We start from the raw sequence: 18,752 nt of genomic DNA on the forward strand, positions 1-18,752 counted from the left end.
CGCGTCACGGCTGCGACACGTCGCGGCCGAAGTACTTCTGCGAGATCTTCGCGTAGGTGCCATCGGCCTTGATGTCCGCGAGCGCCTTGTCGATCGCCGCCACCAGCGCGGGACTGCCCTTGCGCAGCAGCACGCCCGATGCATCGCCGGCGCCGCTCGTGTCGGTCGCCGCGATCTTCAGTTTCGCGTCGGGCTTGTGCTTGCGGAAATCGAGGTACGACAACGAATCGTTGATCGTCGCGTCGACGCGCCCCGCGCTCAGCAGGTCGATCGATTCGTTGAAGCCCTGCACGGGCACCACGTCCGCGCCGTGCGCGGCCGCGAGCTTGCCGAAATTGCTGGTCAGCGTGTTCGCCGATTTCTTGCCCTTCAGGTCGTCGAACGAGCGGATCGACGTGTTGTCCGCACGCACGATCAGCACCGCGCGGGACGTGATGTACGGCGTCGAGAAATCGTATTTCGCCTTGCGCGCATCGGTGATCGACACTTCGTTGACGACCGCGTCGTAGCGGTTCACGTCGAGGCCCGCGATCAGCCCGTCCCACTTGCCTTCGACGAACTCCGCCTTCACGCCGAGCCGTTGCGCGATCGCGCTCGCAATGTCGACGTCGAAGCCGGTCAGCTTGCCCGACGCATCGTGATACGTGAACGGTGCGTACGTGCCTTCGGTGCCGACCCGGAACACACCGGCCGACTTGATCTGCGCGAGATCGTCGGCCGCCAGCGCGCTCGTGACGGCAGTGGCCTGCAGCAATGCGACGACCAGGATGGAGCGAAGGAATTTCATGGTGCGGACCCCGAACGATGGAAGGGAGTGGACCCGCCGGCCCGAACGGCCGCGCGAGAGGTCCGCGAATTCTACCGACGCGCCGATATCCGGCAAAAACGCAAATCCGCTAACGATATGAGCGCGTCGAATAACGCGCCGGCGAGCCGCGCCCGTTCCGCAGACGAAATCCCACGCGATGCAGCGCGGCGATCGTCTGACGAATCGTTACCTGCGGTTACAGAAGCGACACTGCGGTATCACCCATTGGGCATGCGCTACGTACCATGAAGGCAGGTAAAACGATTGCTCGCGGGCCTGGTCCCCGCGGACGGAGTGAACGGCAAATGAGACGCATCCTGTTGTCCAGTGCCGTCGGCATCGCGGCCGCCTGCCTGTCGGCAAGTGCGTTCGCGCGTGCCGACGTCGGCGTGTATTTCGGCGTGCCGGGGCCCGTGATCGAGGCGCCGCCGCCTGTCTACTACGCGCCGCCGCCGCCCGTCGTGTACGAGCCGGCGCCGGTCTATTACGGCCCGTACTACGGCGAATACCGTTACCGCTACTACCGGCACGACAACGGCTGGCATCGCGGCTGGCGTCATCACCATCACGACGACGATTGACCGTCGCCTGGCGGCTGTCGCGGCCGCCTCCCGTCATGGGGAAATTGCGCGCGCCGGCCTTCGAGCCGGCGCGTGTGCATCACACACCGCTTACCACGGCAGCGAGTAGGTCTTCGTGTTCGTGAAGCTCTTCATCGCCTCCTGCACGCCTTCCTTGTAGCCGAGGCCCGAATCCTTCACGCCGCCGAACGGCGTCAGCTCGAGCCGGTAGCCCGGCACCTCGCGCACGTTCACGCTGCCGACTTCCAGCTCCGTGATGAAGCGCGTGATGCTGTCGAAGCGGTTCGTGCAGACCGACGACGACAACGCATAGTCGGTGCTGTTCGACATCCGGATCGCCTCGTCGATGTCGCGAAAACGCATGATCGGCGACACGGGCCCGAATGTCTCGTACTTCACGAGCGGCATGTCGGGCGTCACGCGATCGACGACCGTCGGCGAATACAGCGCGCCGTCGCGCACGTTGCCGACCAGAAGCCGCGCACCGCGCGCAATCGCGTCGTTCACCTGCTGCTCGCAGAACTTCGCGGCCGCTTCGTCGATCACGGTGCCCATGTCGACCGACGGATCGGCCGGGTTCCCGTAGGCCCACGCGCGGGTTTTCTCGACGACCAGCTCGGTGAAGCGATCGGCCACCGCCTCGTGCACGAGCATCCGCTTGATCGCGGTGCAGCGCTGCCCCGAGTTCTTGTACGAACCCGACACCGCCAGCGTGCTCGCTTCGTCGAGATCGGCGTCCTCCATCACGATGATCGGATCGTTGCCGCCGAGTTCCAGCACCGCGCGCCGGTAGCCCATCCGCGACGCGATCGACTTGCCGATCGACACGCCGCCGGTGAACGTAATCAGGTCGATCGCCGGATTCGTGATCAGCTCGTCGGCGATCTCCTTCGGGTCGCCGGTGATCACCTGCAGCATCTGCGGCGGCAGGCCGGCTTCATACAGGATGTCCGCGAACAGGTAGCACGACAGCGGCACCTTCTCCGACGGCTTCACGACGATCCGGTTGTTGGTCGCGACCGACGGCACGACCTTGTGCGCGACCTGGTTCATCGGATGGTTGAACGGCGTGATCGCGGAAATCACGCCGAGCAGCGGTTCGCGCTGCGTGTACACGCGGCGCTTCTTGCCGTGCGGCGTCAGATCGCACGAGAAGATCTGTCCGTCGTCCTTCAGCACTTCGCCCGCGCCGAACGTGAGCACGTCGGCCACGCGCCCGGCTTCATACGTCGAATCCTTGATGCACAAGCCGGCCTCGGCCGTGATCAGCGCCGCGATCCCGGCGGTGCGCGCACGCACGATGTCGGCCGCGCGGCGCAGGATCGCCGCGCGTTCGTGGCGCGTGAGCGATGGCCGGTACGCACGCGCGACCGCGAATGCGCGCCGCACGTCGTCGAGCGTCGCCTTCGGCACGGTGCCGACGAGCGAGCCGTCGTACGGGTTGCGCACTTCGATTACCGCATCGCGCTGAATCCTTTCACCATCGATTCGCAGTGCTTCACGATGTACCGTGCGAACCTCCGTCGATGCTGCAATGGCGTTCATGAGTGTCTCCTGGCGGATGCGTCCGCGTCACTGCAGATGGTTGAGCGCGATGTCGATGATGTCGAAGTTGCGCAGCCGCGCGCGGCCCGCGACGTCGGTCGCGACCGGCTTGCTGAAGATCAGCGGCACGATCTGCTCGGAGATCCCGCCGTGCGAGCGCAGCGGCACGTCGAGGCCCGACAGGTCGTGCTTGATGCGGCGCGTGCCGAGCACGACGTCCTGCTTCGAGATCACGATCAGGTCGCCCATCCGCTCGGGCGGCAGCTCGAAGCGCGCGCAGCCTTCGGCGCCCGTCAGCACGACCTCGATGCCGTCCACCGCGGCGAGCCGCGCGCGCAGCGCGTCGGGATCGGCGTCGTCCGGCACGTAGACGGTCGCGAACGAGCCGAGCGCGCCGTGGTGCACGACGTACGGATCGGTGATCGGCAGGATCACGCGCGCCGCGTCGTGGCCGAGCCAGTCGTCGAACAGCTCCTGCAGATAGATCACGTTCGGCTCGCCGGTCTCGCCGTCGTGCTTCGCGTTCATCCCGTGGTCGGCCGTGATCGCGACGATCGCGCCGAGTTCGTCGAGCCGCTTCAGGTACGCGTCCATCATCTGGTAGAACGCGTTCGCGCCGTCGGTGCCGGGCGCGCACTTGTGCTGCACGTAATCGGTCGTCGACAGGTACATCAGGTCGATCGGGCGCGTCTCGAGCAGGCGCACGCCGGCCGCGAACACGAACTCCGACAGGTCCGCGCTGTACACGCTCGGCACCGGCTTGCCGACCAGCTCGAGCACGTTGTCGATGCCGTTTTCCTCGAGGCTCGCCTCGTCGGCCTTCTCCGACGAGAAGCAGATGCCCTTGAGCCCCTTGCCGAGCAGGCGGCGCAGCTTGTCCTTCGCGGTGACGACCGCGACGCGCGCGCCCTGCTCGGCGAAGGTCGCGAGCACGGTGGGCGCGACCAGGTACTTCGGATCGTTCATCAGCACCTCGGCGCCGGTGTCGCGATCGTAGAAGTAGTTGCCGCTTATCCCGTGGATCGCCGGCGGCACGCCGGTAACAATCGACAGGTTGTTCGGGTTCGTGAAGCTCGGCACCACGCACTCGCCCTTGAGCGCCGTGCCCGGCTTCAGCAGCGTGCGCAGGAACGGCGCGACGCCGGCCTCGGCCGCCATCTCGAGATACTCATAGGCGCAGCCGTCGACGCAGACCACCACCACGGGGCGGCGCATCCAGTTGTAGCGGCGGCCGTTCACTTCCACGGATACAGGCGTTTCAGTCATGACGTTCAGTCCTTTCGGTTCGAAGGGGTTGAGCTGTCGGCGCCCGCGCCGCGCCGAGGAGGTGTTTTCCATGCTTGACATTAAAATTGATGATTTGTAGATTGTCAACAACATGCAGAGAACAGAAAGCAAAAGACGGAAACACGAGGCAGTACGAAGAGGGCTGGTCTCCACTCATCCGCCGCATGCCGCGGCGCCACGGTCAAGGGGTCTGAAGATGAACGAAGTGCCGGTACAGAAGCGTTTCAATGCATGGGCGGCGGGCGCGGCGCGCGTCGCGCTGGCCGCCGCGGTCGCGCTCGGCGCGGCGCAGGCGGCGCATGCGAAGACGTCGCTGCTCGTCTACACCGCGCTGGAGGACGAGGCGATGAAGCCCTACAAGGACGCCTTCGAGAAAGCGAACCCCGACATCGAGATCCGCTGGGTGCGCGACTCGACCGGCTCGGTCACCGCGAAGCTGCTCGCGGAGAAGAACAACCCGCGCGCGGACGTCATCCTCGGCCTCGCCGCATCGAGCCTCACGCTGCTCGACCTGCAGGGGATGCTGATGCCGTATGCGCCGAAGGGCTTCGACCAGCTCACGCGCAAGTACAGCGACGCGAACACGCCGCCGCACTGGGTCGGCATGGACGTGTGGGGCGCGACGATCTGCTACAACCGCGTCGCCGCGCAGGCGAAGAACATCCCGAAGCCGACGTCGTGGGAAGACCTGACGAAGCCGGTCTACAAAGGCGCGATCGTGATGCCGAGCCCGGTGTCGTCGGGCACTGGCTATCTCGACGTCACCGCGTGGCTGCAGACCTTCGGCGACGATCGCGGCTGGAAATTCATGGACGCGCTCGACAAGAACGTCGCGCAGTACGTGCATTCGGGCTCGAAGCCGTGCACGCTCGCCGGCACCGGCGAATTCCCGATCGGCATCTCGTTCGAGTTCCGCGGTCATGAACTGCAGGCGCAGGGCGCGCCGATCGATCTCGTGTTCCCGAAGGAAGGGCTCGGCTGGGACATGGAAGGCACCGCGATCATGAAGACGACCAGGCAGCCCGACGCCGCGAAGAAGCTCGCGGACTTCATGGCGAGCAAGGACGCGAACGAGATCACCGCGCGCTGGTGGGCGATCGTCGCGTACCCGGGCGTCGCGCGCAAGCTGGCCGGCATCCCCGACAACTACGCGGACCTGCTCGTGAAGAACGACTTCGTGTGGTCGGCGAAGAACCGTCAGTCGATCCTCGATACCTGGCAGAAGCGCTACGGGGCGAAAGCGCAGCAATGACGCGGCGATAACGCCGCACCAGGCAGCGGGGCCGCCACACGCGCCGCCCCGCCTCCCTTCCGATCGTCGTATCCGGCCCGCATCCGGGCCGCCCGCAGCGTGGAGGCGTGCATGGCACCCTATCTGAGCGTAGAACGCATCGAAAAGCGGTACAACGACACACAGGTCCTCACCGACATCAACCTGAGCGTGATGAAGGGCGAGATGATCTGCTTCCTGGGGCCGTCCGGCTGCGGGAAAACCACGCTGCTGCGGATCATCGCGGGGCTCGAGGCGCAAAGCGCCGGCCACATCATGCAGGACGGCCGCGACATCTCGCGGCTGCCGCCGCAACTGCGCGACTACGGGATCGTGTTCCAGTCGTACGCGCTGTTTCCGAACCTCACCGTCTTCGACAACGTCGCGTACGGGCTCGTGAACCGCAGGATGAAGCGCGACGCGATCCACGAGCGCGTGCATACGCTGCTCGCGCTGGTCGGCCTGCCCGACAGCCATCGCAAGCATCCGGGCCAACTGTCCGGCGGCCAGCAGCAGCGCATCGCACTCGCGCGCGCGCTCGCGACGTCGCCCGGCCTGCTGCTGCTCGACGAGCCGCTGTCGGCACTCGATGCGCGCGTGCGCGTGCGGCTGCGCCAGGAGATCCGCGCGCTGCAGCAGCGGCTCGGCGTGACGACGATCATGGTCACGCACGACCAGGAAGAGGCGCTGTCGATGGCCGACCGCATCGTCGTGATGAATCACGGCGTGATCGAGCAGATCGGCACGCCGCTCGAAATCTACCGCCAGCCCGCGTCGCCGTTCGTCGCGGACTTCATCGGCCGCGTCAACACGATCCCCGCCGAAGTCGCGCAGGACGGCACGCTGCGCGCGGGCGGCATCAGCTTCGACTGCCGGCATGGCGCGAACCGGCCGGCCCAGGGCGCGGCCGTGTCGGTCTACGTGCGGCCCGAGGATCTGCGCATCCGCATTCCGGGCGAGACGGCCGACAACGTGCTGGCCGGCCGCGTCGAGAAGCTCGAGTTCCTCGGCGCGTTCTGTCGCGTGAGCTTCCGGATCGACGGGCTCGACGGCCAGGAAGTCGTCGCCGACCTGTCGTATCACGACGTCGACCGCACCGGCGTGCAGGCCGGCGCACGCATCGACCTCGCGCTCGATCGCGAGCATGTCCGCGTGTTCCCCAGCGCGAAGGAGCGACTGCAATGAGCGCCGTCCTCACCGAACGCCGCCGCGGCGCGGCCGCCTCCGCCGACGTGCGGCAGCTCACGCACTGGCACGACCGCCTCGCACAGCTCGCGCTCGTCGCGATGGCCGCGCTGATGTCGCTGTTCCTGCTGCTGCCGCTCGCGCTCGTCGTGCAGAAATGCTTCGTCGATACGGACGGCCGCTTCGTCGGCGCACACAACTTCGTCGAGTATCTCGAGGACAGCGGCGTGCTGCGCTCGATGCTTCATTCGCTGACGGTCGGCGCGCTCGTCACGATGATCGTCGTGCCGATGGCGTTCACGTTCGCGTATGCGCTGACACGCTCGTGCATGCCGCTGAAGAACGCAGCACGCACGATCGCGCTACTGCCGCTGCTCGCGCCGACGCTGCTGTCCGCCGTGTCGTTCATCTACTGGTTCGGCAACGCGGGGCTGCTCAAGCCGCTGCTGCACGGCCACTCGATCTACGGACTGCCGGGGATCGTGCTGAGCATGGTGTACGCATCGTTTCCGCACGTGCTGATGATCCTCGTCACCGCGCTGTCGCTCGCGGACGGCCGGCTCTACGAAGCCGCCGACGCGATGGGCACGAGCCGCGTGCGCAAGTTCTTCACGATCACGCTGCCGGGCGCGAAGTACGGGCTGATCAGCGCGACGATGGTGGCCTTCACGATGTGCATCAACGACTTCGGCGTGCCGGTCGTGATCGGCGGCTCGTACAACGTGCTGTCGACCGACATCTACAAGCTGATCATCGGGCTGCAGGACTTCAACCGCAGCGCGGTCGTGAGCCTGATGCTGCTGTGCCCGGCGCTGGTCGCGTTCGGTGTCGACTTCTTCATCCGCCGCCGCCAGCAGTCGCAGCTCGGCGCGCGCTCGACGCCGTACCAGCCGAAGCCGTCACGCGGATTCGACGCCGCGATGCTCGCGTACTGCGCATTGGTGTGCGCGTTCTTCGTCGCGGTGGTCGGCATCTCGGTGTTCGCGTCGTTCGTGAAGTTCTGGCCGTACCAGATGAGCGTCGGGCTCCAGCACTACGAGATGGGACTGATCGGCGCCGGCATCTTCGACGCGTACAAGAACAGCCTGCGGATGGCCGCGACCGTCGCGCTCGGCGGCACGATCGTCGTGTTCGGCGGCGCCTACCTGATCGAGAAGACCCGCGGCGCACGCTGGCTGCGCGGCTTCATCAGCCTGTGCGCGATCCTGCCGATGGGCGTGCCGGGCCTCGTGCTCGGCATCAGCTACATCTTCCTGTTCAACGCGCCCGGCAATCCGCTCAACGGGCTGTACGGGTCGCTGTGGCTGCTCGCGATCGTCACGGTCGTCCACTACTACGCGTCGAGCCACCTGACCGCCGTCACCGCGCTGCGGCAGATCGACAGCGAGTTCGAGGCCGTGTCCGCGTCGCTGAAGGTGCCGTTCTACAAGACCTTCCTGCGCGTGACCGTGCCCGTGTGCCTGCCCGCGATCCTGCTGATCGCGCGCTACCTGTTCGTCAACGGGATGACGACGGTCTCCGCCGTCGCGTTCCTGTACTCGCCGGACACGCAGCCCGCCTCCGTCGCGATCCTGAACCTCGACGACGCGGGCCAGATGGGCCCGGCCGCCGCGATGGCGACGCTCGTACTCGCGACCTCGTCGTTCGCGTGCGTGCTGTTCGCCTGCATCTCGCACCGCCTGTTGCGCCGCACGCAGGCCTGGCGCACCCCGCATCGCCGCTGATCCGTTCGCCGCATTCACGTGACGTCCCGACTTCACCAAGGAGACACCATGACGCTCGCCACCCAGCCCATCCTGCTCACCCCCGGCCCCCTGACGACCTCGGAGCGCACGCGCGACGCGATGCTGCGCGACTGGGGTTCGTGGGACAGCGACTTCAACGCGATCACCGCGCGGCTGCGCGAACGGCTGCTGCAGATCGTGCACGGCGAAGGCACGCACGAATGCGTGCCGCTGCAGGGTAGCGGCACGTTCTCGGTCGAGGCGGCGATCGGCACGCTCGTGCCGCGCGACGGCCACGTGCTGGTGCCGAACAACGGCGCGTACTGCCAGCGCCTCGCGAAGATCTGCCGCGTGCTCGGCCGCAAGCTCACGACGATCGACTACAGCGAGGACCGCCGCGTCGATCCGGCCGACGTCGAGCGCGCGCTCGCCGGCGATCCGACCATCACGCACGTCGCGCTCGTGCACTGCGAAACCGGCGCCGGCGTGCTGAACCCGCTGCACGAAGTCGCGCAGGTCGTCGCGAAACACGGCCGCGGGCTGATCGTCGACGCGATGAGCTCGTTCGGCGCGATCGACATCGATGCGCGCACGACGCCGTTCGACGCGGTGATCGCCGCGTCCGGCAAGTGTCTCGAAGGCGTGCCGGGGCTCGGCTTCGTGATCGCGAAGCGCACCGCGCTCGAACGCTGCGAAGGCAACAGCCATTCGCTCGCGATGGACCTGTACGACCAGTGGGTCTACATGCAGCGCACGACGCAATGGCGCTTCACGCCGCCCACGCACGTGGTTGCGGCGCTCGATGCGGCCGTCGCGCAATACGTCGACGAAGGCGGGCTCGCCGCACGAGGTGGCCGCTACCAGCGCAACACGCGCGCGCTGATCGACGGAATGCGCGCGCTCGGGTTCCGGCCGTTCCTCGATTCCGCGATCCAGGCGCCGATCATCGTCACGTTCCATGCGCCGGACGATCCGAACTACGACTTCAAGCGGTTTTATCAGGAGGTCAAAAAGCGCGGCTACATTCTGTATCCGGGCAAGCTGACCGAGGTCGACACGTTCCGCGTCGGCTGCATCGGCCACTTCGGCGAGGCCGGCATTCCGGGCGCGGTCGCCGCGATCGCCGACACGCTGAAGGCGATGGGCGTGCGGCGCGTGTCGGCCGAAGCGGCGGCCTGACGCGAGGCATCCGCCGTACCGCGGCGCGCGGCCGGTCGCCGTGCGTTGCGGTGCGACGGGTTCGCTTTCGTTTTGCGTTTTACCGCCGTGTGCGGCACGGCAATTCTCTCGACCCTTACCGGCACGACATCCGATGCGACCCTTCTGGATCGAACAAGCACTGTTCAACGACGGCGATCTCGCCCCCGCGCTGCAGGGCGCGATAGAGGCCGACGTCTGCATCGTCGGCGGCGGCTTCACGGGACTCTGGACCGCGATCCAGGCGAAGCAGCAGAACCCGGCGCTCGACATCGCGATGCTCGAGGCCGACCTGTGCGGCGCCGGCGCGAGCGGGCGCAACGGCGGGTGCCTGCTCACGTGGTCAGCCAAATTCCTGACGCTGCGGCGCCTGTTCGGCGAAGCGGAGGCGATCCGGCTCGTGAAGGCGTCGGAGGCGGCCGTCCAGCACATCGCCGACTTCTGTCGCACGCATCGCATCGATGCCGAACTGCGGCTCGACGGCACGCTGTACACCGCGACGTCGCGCGCGCAGGTCGGCACGCTCGCGCCGGTGCTCGACGCGCTCGCCGCGTGCGGTATCCACAGCTACGAGCCGCTGCCGGCCGCCGAGGTCGCGCGCCGCACGGGCTCCGCCCGCAATCTCGACGGCGTGTACTCGCCGATCGCCGCGACCGTGCATCCGGGCAAGCTCGTGCGCGGGCTGCGCCGCGTCGCGCTCGAGATGGGGATCCGGATCTACGAGCGCACGCCGCTCGTCGACTTCACGCCAGGGCAGCCGGCCGTCGTTCGGACGCCGTCCGGCAGCGTGCGCGCCGGCAAGCTGGTGTTCGCGATCAACGCGTGGATGGCGAGCCGCTTCCCGCAGTTCGAGCGCACGATCGCGGTCGTGTCGAGCGACATGGTCATCACCGAGAAATGCCCGGAACTGCTGGAACGGACCGGGCTCGTCGACGGCGTGTCGGTGCTCGATTCGCGGATCTTCGTGTACTACTACCGCACGACCGCCGACGGCCGGCTGATGCTCGGCAAGGGCGGCAACACGTTCTCGTGGCGCAGCCGCATCGCGCCGGTGTTCGACCGGCGCTCGCCGTACGAGGCGCAGCTCACGCAGAGCCTGCGCGAATTCTTTCCGTCGCTCGCGGGCGTGCCGGTCACCGCGAGCTGGAACGGCCCGTCGGATCGCTCGGTGACGGGCTTCCCGTTCTTCGGTCGCCTCGATGGCGCGCCGAACGTGTTCTACGGCTTCGGCTATTCAGGCAACGGCGTCGGGCCGACCTACATGGGCGGGCAGATCCTGTCGTCGCTGGTGCTCGGGCTCGACAACGCGTGGACGCGCAGCCCGATCGTGCGCGGCCCGCTCGGCCATTTCCCGCCGGAGCCGATCCGCTATGTGGGCGCGCACGTGGTGCGCAATGCGATTCGTCGCAAGGAGCGTGCGGAGGATGAGAGCCGGAGGCCGGCGATGGTCGATACGTGGCTCGCGAAGTTCGCGAGCGCGGCGGGGAAGGCGGACAAGGCGTGATGGCGGGCGCCATGCAATAAAGGGGCAAGTAACGCACAGCGCTCGTGAACGTTGCGGCATCGCCGATTTTTATCGAAACGCGTGTATCGCCTCACCAGATCGCGAACACGCGAAGTCCTTCGATAGAACAAGTCAAATCACCAGCGTGGTGTCTTCTCTCGAACCGGCGGCGCTGCATGCAAAGAACAGCATGACTATAGGACGCGTCCTGGCGCACACGATCCATATCTTCGGGTCCACGATTCAAACATGCCGCTATCGGCGGTCGATAGAGTCTTACCGGGATAGCGTCTTGAATTATCTGCATTGCCAACAAATCGGCATGCAACGCGATACCATCGACTCCCTCATCAACTCGTCCGACGACATCCGAAGAAATGACACGGTTTCTTCTATTGCCCGCACTCATCGTGATGATCAGCGCATGCTCGAAGCACATAGACGAAAAATGGACGGCGCTTCAAGACATGCCTGCCTTCGCCGAGCCGAATGACGATCGAACCCAGCCCGTCTTTACGATCAGGAAAGGCGAATCCTGCGTGCCATTGGCGGATCGCGCCGCAAAAATTTACGCCTACACACAGGTGCGCTGCGAGACTGGTACTGGCTGGGTCCTGGACGATTTCTTTGATAAACGGAGCGGCAAATGATCAACGCGCCGACGATCACCCCAATCGGCTCGGATCTCGTCATCTTCGGCAGGAACTGAACCCGCCAGGCACAACGCGCATCGCACACCGCACGTCACCATGCGAACGATGTAAACACAAAAGGCGCTGACCGATCGGTTCAGCGCCCTGTCGCCATCGACGCGCGGTGAAACCCGCGCCGCAACCCGCTCACGCGCCGGCCTTCTCACGCGCCGCCTTCCCCGCCGCAGGCAACCCCTGCTCGTGCGTGCAGCGCATCCGCGCGAGGCCGTGCGCGACATGCTCGCGCACCAGTGCGACCGCCTTCTCCTCGTCGCCGCTCGCGAGCGCCTGCACGATCTTGTCGTGCTCGGCCGCCGACACCGCGATCGCATCCTCCTCGGCCTCGATCGCGGCCTGGCGCAGCAGCCCGAGCTGGCGCACGAGCCGGCGATAGGTGTCGGTGAGATGCGTATTGCCGACGCCGACCACCATCGCGTCGTGGAACTGCACGTTCAGCTCGGTATAGCGCGTGACGTCGTGCGTCTTCGCGGCATCCTTCATCGACTGGATGATGCCCTTCAGCACCTTCAGCGTGTCGGGCGAAATGCGTTTCGCGAGCGCGCGCGCGACCGACTCGTCGAGCATCGCGCGCACTTCGTAGATCTCTTCGGCCTCGCGCAGCGGCACGACGCGCACCGTCACGCCGCGATTCTTCTCGTTGCGCAGCAGCCCGGCCTGCTCGAGCGCGCGGAATGCTTCGCGCACGGGGCCGCGCGACACGTTCAGCCTGGTCGCGATATCGACTTCGTTGAGCTTCTCGCCCGGCGCATATTCGCCGGACACGATCGCGCGCTCGAGCATGTCCTGGACAATCATCGCGAGCGACTGGCTTTGCAGGAGTTCGATGGCGTTGAGCGCGTTCGGGGCAGTCATGGTCGGGCAGGCAGCGGCGCTGCGGAAGAAAAAACGAGGGCGCCATGTCGGCGAATGATCGTTATATACCCTCGGCCCGATACATTGTCAACAGTTTTCAGTTTCCAGTTTCCAAAAACCGGTTCCGCGTGCCGGAATGCAACCGGCACGCGGCATCGTGCGGCCGGCATGAGCACGCCGGACCGCTCGATGCGGGCCTGCCGTCAGGCCGGCTGCTTCACCGGCCCAGGGTCGCTCTGGCTCGGCCGCCCCGTCTCGACGTGGCCCGCGAAGCGGCGCACGACCTTGTCGTCGCCACCGCGCAGCGTGGTCGCGGTGATCGTCAGATCGTACCAGCCGTGGCTCGACGACAGCTCGAAGTGATCCTCGATGCGCTCGCCCGGCTCCAGCGTGTAGCTGCGTGCATGCGCATGGCTGTACGCGTTGTCGACGACCACGCGGCACGCCGCGCCGCCGCTGTTGCGCAGCTGCAGGTACACGTGGCGGTTGCGCACGTCGTAGCCGATCTTCGCTTCCGGATTCGCGTGGCGGCCGTCCGCGGCCAGCCGCGTGTTGCCCTGGAATTCGCACAGATAGCCGTTCGGGCCATAGGCGGCGAGATGGTAGTCGCCGCGCGCGGCCGACGTGCTCCAGGTATCGGCGAAGCGGTCGTGCGAGGACACCGCGTAACGGCGCGGCGGCGTCGCCGGATTGCGGCGGTCGTACACGTAGAATGCGGCGCCCGCGTCACCCGAATTCGCGAAATCGAGCGACACGCTGTCGTCGCGGCCGTTCACGCGGGTATGCACGAACAGCTCGTACGGCAGCGCCCGCGCCGGACGCGTGCCGGGCTCCTGCGCCGGCATCGACTGCTGCGCGGGCACCTGGTACGCCTGGCCGGCCGTCTGGATGTGCTGCGGCACCGTGAAGCTCACCGTGCGCGTATCGGGTCGCGCGGAGAAATCGAATGCCGACGTGAGGTCGCCGCAGACCGAGCGGCGCCACGCGCTGATGTTCGGCTCCTGCACGCCGAAGCGCGCTTCGAGGAAACGCAGCACCGACGTGTGGTCGAACGTCTCCGAGCAGACCCAGCCGCCCTTCGTCCACGGCGAGATGATGATCAGCGGCACGCGCGGCCCGAGGCCGATCGGCTGGATGCCCCCCGGGTCCGCACCCGGCACGAGCGGGCTCATCTCGCCCGGGTACTTGTTCAGGTCGAGCAGTTCGTCGCCGAGGTTCGACAGCAGGTTCGACGACACGATGCCCTGGCCGCCCACGCCGCTCGTGACCGGCGGCACCGGCGGCACGACGTGGTCGAACAGCCCGTCGTTTTCGTCGTAATTGAGGATGAACACCGTCTTCGCCCACACCTCGGGGTTCGACGTCAGCGCCTCGAGCACCATGTTGATGTAGAACGCGCCGTCGGTCGGCGACGCCTGCGGGTGTTCGCTGTACTTGTACGGCGACACGATCCACGACACCTGCGGCAGCCGGTTCGCCTGCACGTCGGCCTTCAGCTCGGCGAGCGTGTGGTCCGACGCGCCCTTGTCGACCAGCGGGCCGCTCGCGCCTTCCTTCACCTGGAAGCGCTTGAAGAACATCAGCGAGTTGTCGGTGTAGTTGTCCGTCGGGTCGCCCGGGATGCCCGTGCCGCCCTGGTACAGCTTCCAGCTGATCTTCGCGTTCTCGAGGCGTTCCGCGTAGGTCGTCCACGTGTAGCCGTTCGTGTTGTTGCGCTCGCCGATGCCGGGGCCGTTCGGCTGCGTGCCGTACACGTTGCGCGAATCGATCGTGCCGGTCCACAGGTAGATGCGGTTCGGCGCCGTGTCGGCGTGCGCGGAGCAGAAGTACGAATCGCAGATCGTGAACGCGTCGGCGAGCGCGTAGTGGTACGTGAGGTCCTGGCGCTTCAGGTAGCCCATCGTCAGCACGTCCTGCTTCTGGTTCACCCACTGGTCCCACTGGCCGTTGTTCCAGGACAGGTGGCCGCTGCTCCAGCCGTGGTTGGTGCCCGGCTGGAATTCGGTCGTCTGCTTCGGGTCGAGGTAGAACGGCAGCACGTACGGCGCGGACGGGTCGAGCCCGCGCGAGTGGTAGTTCTTCGTGAACACCGACGCCGGCGGCTGCTGCCACACCGGCGCGCCGTTGGGCAGCAGGTGCGGGCGCGGGTCGTTGAAGCCGCGCACGCCGCGCAGCCCGCCGAAGTAATGATCGAACGAGCGGTTTTCCTGCATGAAGATCACGACGTGTTCGACGTCGCGGATCGTGCCGGTGCGATAGGCGGCCGGCATCGCGAGCGCCTTGCGGATCGCCGGCGGGAAGCCGGCGTAGGCGGCCATCGCGCCGGCCGACTGGGCGGCGAGGCGCAGGAAATCGCGTCGATTGGTGGCGGACATGAGGAGGATCCTGTGGGTCGGTAAGGGTGGCGCCGGTCGAGCGGGGCCGGCGGTCGGTGCGTTGCCGCTATTACTCCGCACCGGCATGTCCCGGCCGTGACCGGTTCCAGCAGGTTTCTTGCGGTCACCCCCAGCTTTTTTTCGAAGCGGCGCACGACGCACCTTTCACGTGGCCGACACACGCATGCGCTACGCTGACGCGCGATGAAGAGGGGGGAGAAGCCGAGTCGTGTTCGATCAGCTGAAGGCGTTCCACGCGACCGTCCGGCAGGGCAGCATCACGCGCGCCGCGCGCCACCTGGGCGTGAGCCAGCCGACGATCGCCGCGCAGATCCGGCAGGTCGAGCAGCTGTACGGCGTCGAGCTGTTCTATCGCAGCGGCCGCAAGCTCGAGGTCACCGAGACCGGCATCGAGCTGCTGCCGCTCGTCGAGAAGATGATCGCGCTCGAGGCGCAGGCCGACATCATGCTGCGCAACGTCGGTGGCCTGTTCGAAGGCCATCTGCGGATCGGCGCGACCGGGCCGTACTACATCATGGACGCGGTCGGCCGCTTCTCGCACGCGCATCCGTCGATCGCGCTCACGTGCCGGATCGGCAATTCCGAGGAAATCCTGCAGGCGCTGCACGAATTCCGCATCGACCTCGCGGTGTCGTCGCAGCGCAATGACGCGGACGGCCTCGAACGCAAGGTGATCTCGACCGATCCGCTCGTGCTCGTCGTGCATCGCGACCATCCGCTCGCACGCTTCGACGCGATCGACGCCGCGCAGCTCGCCGACGTGCGGCTCCTGATTCGCGAGGAAGGGTCGGTCACGCGTCGCTGCACGGAGACGATCCTCGCGGCGGCCGGGGTCGCGGCCACGTCGGTCGCCGAGATCGGCAGCCGCGAAGCGATCCGCGAGGCGATCCTGCATGGCGTGGGCGGAAGCCTGTTTCCGCGCGGCGAGGCCGAGCGTCACCCGGACCTGCGCGTCGTCGCGCTGCGCGGCATCGACACGACGATCGACGAATACGTGTACTACCTGAAGGCGCGCCGCCAAAGCCCGGCGATCGATGCGTTCCTCGCGTGCATCGTACCGGCGCAGACCGCGACCCGCGACGCAACGCACGCGACGCGGCCGGTGAACGCGCGCTGAGCCGCCGCGCGTTCGTCGGCTTCGCGTTTTTCCCTTCGCGCTTCCCGGCGCTTTTCCGGGCGCGTTTCCCGCGTTGTTCCTGCGTTGTTCCCGCGCCTTCCGTCGTTGTGTTCCCCGTGCCTTCCTTGCCGCTTCCCGCCGCGCGTCACTTCGGCAGCGCGGGGATCATCCACGTCAGCACGTGCTGCTGCAGGAACACGAGCACGCCGAGCAGTAGCGTGAGGATCACGCTGTGCCAGAAGGTGCGCGCGAACACGATGCCTTCCTGCCCCTTCAGGTCGGTCGTCGAGACGCCCGTCGCGATGTTCTGCGGCGAGATCATCTTGCCCATCACGCCACCCGACGAGTTGGTCGCGGCCATCAGTACCGGATCGAGGCCGAGCTGCCGCGCGGCGACCACCTGCAGGTTGCCGAACAGCGCGTTGCCGGACGTGTCGCTGCCGGACAGGAACACCGCGATCCAGCCGAGCGACGCCGACACGAGCGGGAACAGCGCACCGGTCGACGCGACACCGGTGCCGAGCGTGTAGCTGATTCCCGAGTAGTTCAGCAGGTACGCAAGCCCGACGATCATCATCACCGTGATGATCGCGATCCACGTCTGCCGCCACGTCTTGACCACGCATTCGAGGAACGCGCCGGCGCCGGTGCGCGTCAGCACGGCCGTGATGATCGCCGACAGGAGGATCGCGGTGCCGGTGCCGAGCGGCTGGAAGTCCCAGATCGCCGCATACGGCTTGTGGTACAGCGAAACGAAGACCGCGTTGTGCAGGCCCGGCCACTTGATCTTCACGTCGCCGATCGCCGCGATGTTCGCGTGCACCCAGACGATCACGACCACCGACACGACGATCCACGGCAGCCAGCCGCCGAAGCCCGCGCGCGCGGCGCCGGCCGTGGCGGGCACGCTGCGCGCGAGCGCGTATTGCGGATCGGGCTGCGGCTTCCACACCTGCAGGAAGCCGATCGTGACGATCAGCGACGTGAGCGACGACAGCACGTCGGTGAGCTGGTAGCCGAGGAAATTCGACGTGACGAACTGCGCGATCGCGAAGCTCGCGCCCGACACGAGCAGCGCGGGCCACAGTTTCGAGATCGAGCGCAGGCCGCCGTACGCGCCGACCACGTAGAACGGCAGCAGCAGCGCGAAGAACGGCAGTTGCCGGCCGACCATCGCGCCGAGCGTCGCGGGCGGCAGCGACGTGACCGCGCCGAGCACGGTGATCGGCACGCCGAGCGCGCCGAACGCGACTGGCGCCGTGTTGAACAGCAGCGTATAGGTGAGCGCTTCGAGCGCGGGGAAGCCGAGCGCGATCAAGAGTGCGCTGGTGATCGCGACCGGCGTGCCGAACCCGGAGATCCCTTCGAGCAGGCAGCCGAAAGAGAACGCGACGACGAGCAGCACGAGGCGGCGGTCGTCGGGCAGGTGGTCGAGCATCCACTGCCGGAACTGGTCGAAGCGGCCCGACTTCACCGCGATGTTGTACAGCAGCAAGGCGTTGAACACGATCCACATCACCGGCACGACCGCGAGCGCCATGCCGGCGCCGACCGCGTTGAACGCGAGGCCGGCCGGCATGCCCCACGCGCCGATCGCGACCGCGAGGCCGGTGACGAGGCCGGCGAGCGACGCCTGCCATGCCGGCCGGCGCAGCACGCCGAGCGCGATCAGCGCGACCGCGATCGGGATCACCGCGACGAGGAACGACAGGAACAGCGAGTTGGCGACGGGCGTCAACGGCTGCGCGAACAGGATGCCGGGCGGCAGGGTTGCGGTGGGATTCATCGTGTCTCCGTGTCGACAGGAGTTAGCGCTTTAGCGCTTGCTCCTGTCCCATGCTTCGCGGTCGACAGGAGTTGGCGCTTTAGCGCTTGCTCCTGTCCCGTATCAAACGTGCGTTCCACGACGGCGAAGATCACCCGACGCTTGCGCATGCAACCATGCCGCAGCGCCGACCGATCGGTCGCTTAAAAAAGGTTAGGAGGCGCATCGCGCTTGCACAAGGAGGGCAAGCCCGATGCGCGCGGCGTCGACACATGGAATCCGCCGCACGCTGAACGGCGGCTGGCGCCGCACTGACACGCACGCCAGCATGCCGCCGGCGCAATGTTGCTCAGGCGACAAAGGTGACTGACGGCACGCGGGGTGTTTCGTTTGGCGTCCGAAGCCTAGACTGGCTGCATCGATTCCGCCCGCGCCGACGAAGGGCGCGGCGCCGGATACCTCACGGAGCAAACACGATGAAAACCATGAAACTTGCGGCGTGCGCATTCCTGCTGATCGGCTCGACTGTCGCCGCCCAGGCCCAGGCCGCGTCGACGCTGACCCGCGCGCAAGTTCGCCAGGAACTCGCGGAACTGCAGGCCGCCGGCTACCGGCCGAGTCTCGCCAGCAGCCCGGACTTTCCGCAAAACATGCAGGCGGTCATGCAGCGCGCCGCGCAGGCGCGCGGCGACGCGGCCGGCTACGGCAGCAACGGCCATGCGAATGTGGAATCAGGAAAACCGGCACTGCCGCGCGTGGTCGATCGCGACACGTACGCGCATCACTGAAGCGGACGAAACCGGGCCGG

General features: G+C 67.0%; 15 protein-coding genes. 9 read left to right on the top strand and 6 right to left on the bottom strand.

All coding sequences use genetic code 11. The features are described from left to right. Window positions 1–4 precede the first annotated feature (4 nt). On the bottom strand, window positions 5–787 hold the full coding sequence (locus DID99_RS10055) for an amino acid ABC transporter substrate-binding protein (protein WP_124520566.1): 783 nt from the start codon (window positions 785–787) through the stop codon (window positions 5–7). Window positions 788–1,113: 326 nt separating this feature from the next. Here DID99_RS10055 and DID99_RS10060 point away from each other — a divergent pair, with 326 nt between their 5' ends. Continuing rightward, on the top strand, window positions 1,114–1,389 hold the full coding sequence (locus tag DID99_RS10060) for a hypothetical protein (RefSeq protein WP_124486715.1): 276 nt from the start codon (window positions 1,114–1,116) through the stop codon (window positions 1,387–1,389). A gap of 90 nt (window positions 1,390–1,479) precedes the next feature. Here DID99_RS10060 and phnY read toward each other — a convergent pair whose 3' ends face one another. After that, window positions 1,480–2,934: a phosphonoacetaldehyde dehydrogenase gene (gene phnY, locus DID99_RS10065; protein ID WP_124486716.1), complete on the bottom strand. Its 1,455-nt coding sequence runs from the start codon at window positions 2,932–2,934 to the stop codon at window positions 1,480–1,482. Between the two features lie 27 nt (window positions 2,935–2,961). Beyond that, a complete protein-coding gene (phnA, locus tag DID99_RS10070; RefSeq protein ID WP_124520568.1) occupies window positions 2,962–4,200 on the bottom strand; it encodes a phosphonoacetate hydrolase in 1,239 nt (412 codons plus the stop codon). A gap of 217 nt (window positions 4,201–4,417) precedes the next feature. On the opposite strand from phnA, the gene DID99_RS10075 reads away from it, so the two are divergent. From DID99_RS10075 to DID99_RS10100, 6 genes are all read left to right on the top strand, one after another. Continuing rightward, complete coding sequence (locus DID99_RS10075; protein WP_124666574.1) at window positions 4,418–5,473, top strand: putative 2-aminoethylphosphonate ABC transporter substrate-binding protein; 1,056 nt, start codon at window positions 4,418–4,420, stop codon at window positions 5,471–5,473. Window positions 5,474–5,584: 111 nt separating this feature from the next. Continuing rightward, window positions 5,585–6,676, top strand: coding sequence for a putative 2-aminoethylphosphonate ABC transporter ATP-binding protein (locus DID99_RS10080; RefSeq protein WP_124666575.1), 1,092 nt, complete (start codon window positions 5,585–5,587; stop codon window positions 6,674–6,676). Then, window positions 6,673–8,400, top strand: a complete 1,728-nt coding sequence (locus DID99_RS10085; protein WP_124666576.1) for a putative 2-aminoethylphosphonate ABC transporter permease subunit — start codon at window positions 6,673–6,675, stop codon at window positions 8,398–8,400. The genes DID99_RS10080 and DID99_RS10085 overlap by 4 nt, the downstream gene beginning before the upstream one ends. A gap of 48 nt (window positions 8,401–8,448) precedes the next feature. Then, window positions 8,449–9,579 (top strand): 2-aminoethylphosphonate--pyruvate transaminase, encoded by a 1,131-nt coding sequence (locus DID99_RS10090; protein ID WP_124486721.1) that lies wholly within the window; start codon window positions 8,449–8,451, stop codon window positions 9,577–9,579. Between the two features lie 133 nt (window positions 9,580–9,712). Continuing rightward, window positions 9,713–11,101, top strand: coding sequence for an FAD-dependent oxidoreductase (locus DID99_RS10095; RefSeq protein ID WP_124666577.1), 1,389 nt, complete (start codon window positions 9,713–9,715; stop codon window positions 11,099–11,101). A gap of 377 nt (window positions 11,102–11,478) precedes the next feature. After that, window positions 11,479–11,751 (top strand): hypothetical protein, encoded by a 273-nt coding sequence (locus DID99_RS10100; protein WP_124666578.1) that lies wholly within the window; start codon window positions 11,479–11,481, stop codon window positions 11,749–11,751. Window positions 11,752–11,940: 189 nt separating this feature from the next. On the opposite strand, the gene DID99_RS10105 is transcribed toward DID99_RS10100, so the two are convergent. Beyond that, window positions 11,941–12,666, bottom strand: a complete 726-nt coding sequence (locus DID99_RS10105; RefSeq protein WP_124666579.1) for a phosphonate utilization associated transcriptional regulator — start codon at window positions 12,664–12,666, stop codon at window positions 11,941–11,943. Between the two features lie 203 nt (window positions 12,667–12,869). Further along, window positions 12,870–15,041 (bottom strand): phosphocholine-specific phospholipase C, encoded by a 2,172-nt coding sequence (locus DID99_RS10110; RefSeq protein ID WP_124666580.1) that lies wholly within the window; start codon window positions 15,039–15,041, stop codon window positions 12,870–12,872. A 229-nt stretch (window positions 15,042–15,270) separates the two neighbouring features. Between DID99_RS10110 and DID99_RS10115 the strand changes: the two genes are divergently transcribed. Then, window positions 15,271–16,179, top strand: coding sequence for a LysR family transcriptional regulator (locus tag DID99_RS10115; RefSeq protein ID WP_124666581.1), 909 nt, complete (start codon window positions 15,271–15,273; stop codon window positions 16,177–16,179). Between the two features lie 145 nt (window positions 16,180–16,324). On the opposite strand, the gene DID99_RS10120 is transcribed toward DID99_RS10115, so the two are convergent. Continuing rightward, window positions 16,325–17,965, bottom strand: a complete 1,641-nt coding sequence (locus DID99_RS10120; RefSeq protein ID WP_124486726.1) for an L-lactate permease — start codon at window positions 17,963–17,965, stop codon at window positions 16,325–16,327. Window positions 17,966–18,420: 455 nt separating this feature from the next. Between DID99_RS10120 and DID99_RS10130 the strand changes: the two genes are divergently transcribed. Further along, entirely contained in the window at window positions 18,421–18,732 is a 312-nt protein-coding gene (locus DID99_RS10130) for a DUF4148 domain-containing protein (RefSeq protein WP_124666583.1), read from the top strand. Window positions 18,733–18,752 lie beyond the last annotated feature (20 nt).

The organism is Burkholderia sp. Bp8986 (assembly GCF_003854225.1).
In the GTDB taxonomy this organism is placed as follows: domain Bacteria; phylum Pseudomonadota; class Gammaproteobacteria; order Burkholderiales; family Burkholderiaceae; genus Burkholderia.

Coding starts and splice junctions, on each gene's coding strand:
- DID99_RS10055 (WP_124520566.1), bottom strand. CDS start 787: ATGAAATTCCTTCGCTCCATCCTGGTCGTCGCATTGCTGCAGGCCACT.
- DID99_RS10060 (WP_124486715.1), top strand. CDS start 1,114: ATGAGACGCATCCTGTTGTCCAGTGCCGTCGGCATCGCGGCCGCCTGC.
- phnY (WP_124486716.1), bottom strand. CDS start 2,934: ATGAACGCCATTGCAGCATCGACGGAGGTTCGCACGGTACATCGTGAA.
- phnA (WP_124520568.1), bottom strand. CDS start 4,200: ATGACTGAAACGCCTGTATCCGTGGAAGTGAACGGCCGCCGCTACAAC.
- DID99_RS10075 (WP_124666574.1), top strand. CDS start 4,418: ATGAACGAAGTGCCGGTACAGAAGCGTTTCAATGCATGGGCGGCGGGC.
- DID99_RS10080 (WP_124666575.1), top strand. CDS start 5,585: ATGGCACCCTATCTGAGCGTAGAACGCATCGAAAAGCGGTACAACGAC.
- DID99_RS10085 (WP_124666576.1), top strand. CDS start 6,673: ATGAGCGCCGTCCTCACCGAACGCCGCCGCGGCGCGGCCGCCTCCGCC.
- DID99_RS10090 (WP_124486721.1), top strand. CDS start 8,449: ATGACGCTCGCCACCCAGCCCATCCTGCTCACCCCCGGCCCCCTGACG.
- DID99_RS10095 (WP_124666577.1), top strand. CDS start 9,713: ATGCGACCCTTCTGGATCGAACAAGCACTGTTCAACGACGGCGATCTC.
- DID99_RS10100 (WP_124666578.1), top strand. CDS start 11,479: ATGACACGGTTTCTTCTATTGCCCGCACTCATCGTGATGATCAGCGCA.
- DID99_RS10105 (WP_124666579.1), bottom strand. CDS start 12,666: ATGACTGCCCCGAACGCGCTCAACGCCATCGAACTCCTGCAAAGCCAG.
- DID99_RS10110 (WP_124666580.1), bottom strand. CDS start 15,041: ATGTCCGCCACCAATCGACGCGATTTCCTGCGCCTCGCCGCCCAGTCG.
- DID99_RS10120 (WP_124486726.1), bottom strand. CDS start 17,965: ATGAATCCCACCGCAACCCTGCCGCCCGGCATCCTGTTCGCGCAGCCG.
- DID99_RS10130 (WP_124666583.1), top strand. CDS start 18,421: ATGAAAACCATGAAACTTGCGGCGTGCGCATTCCTGCTGATCGGCTCG.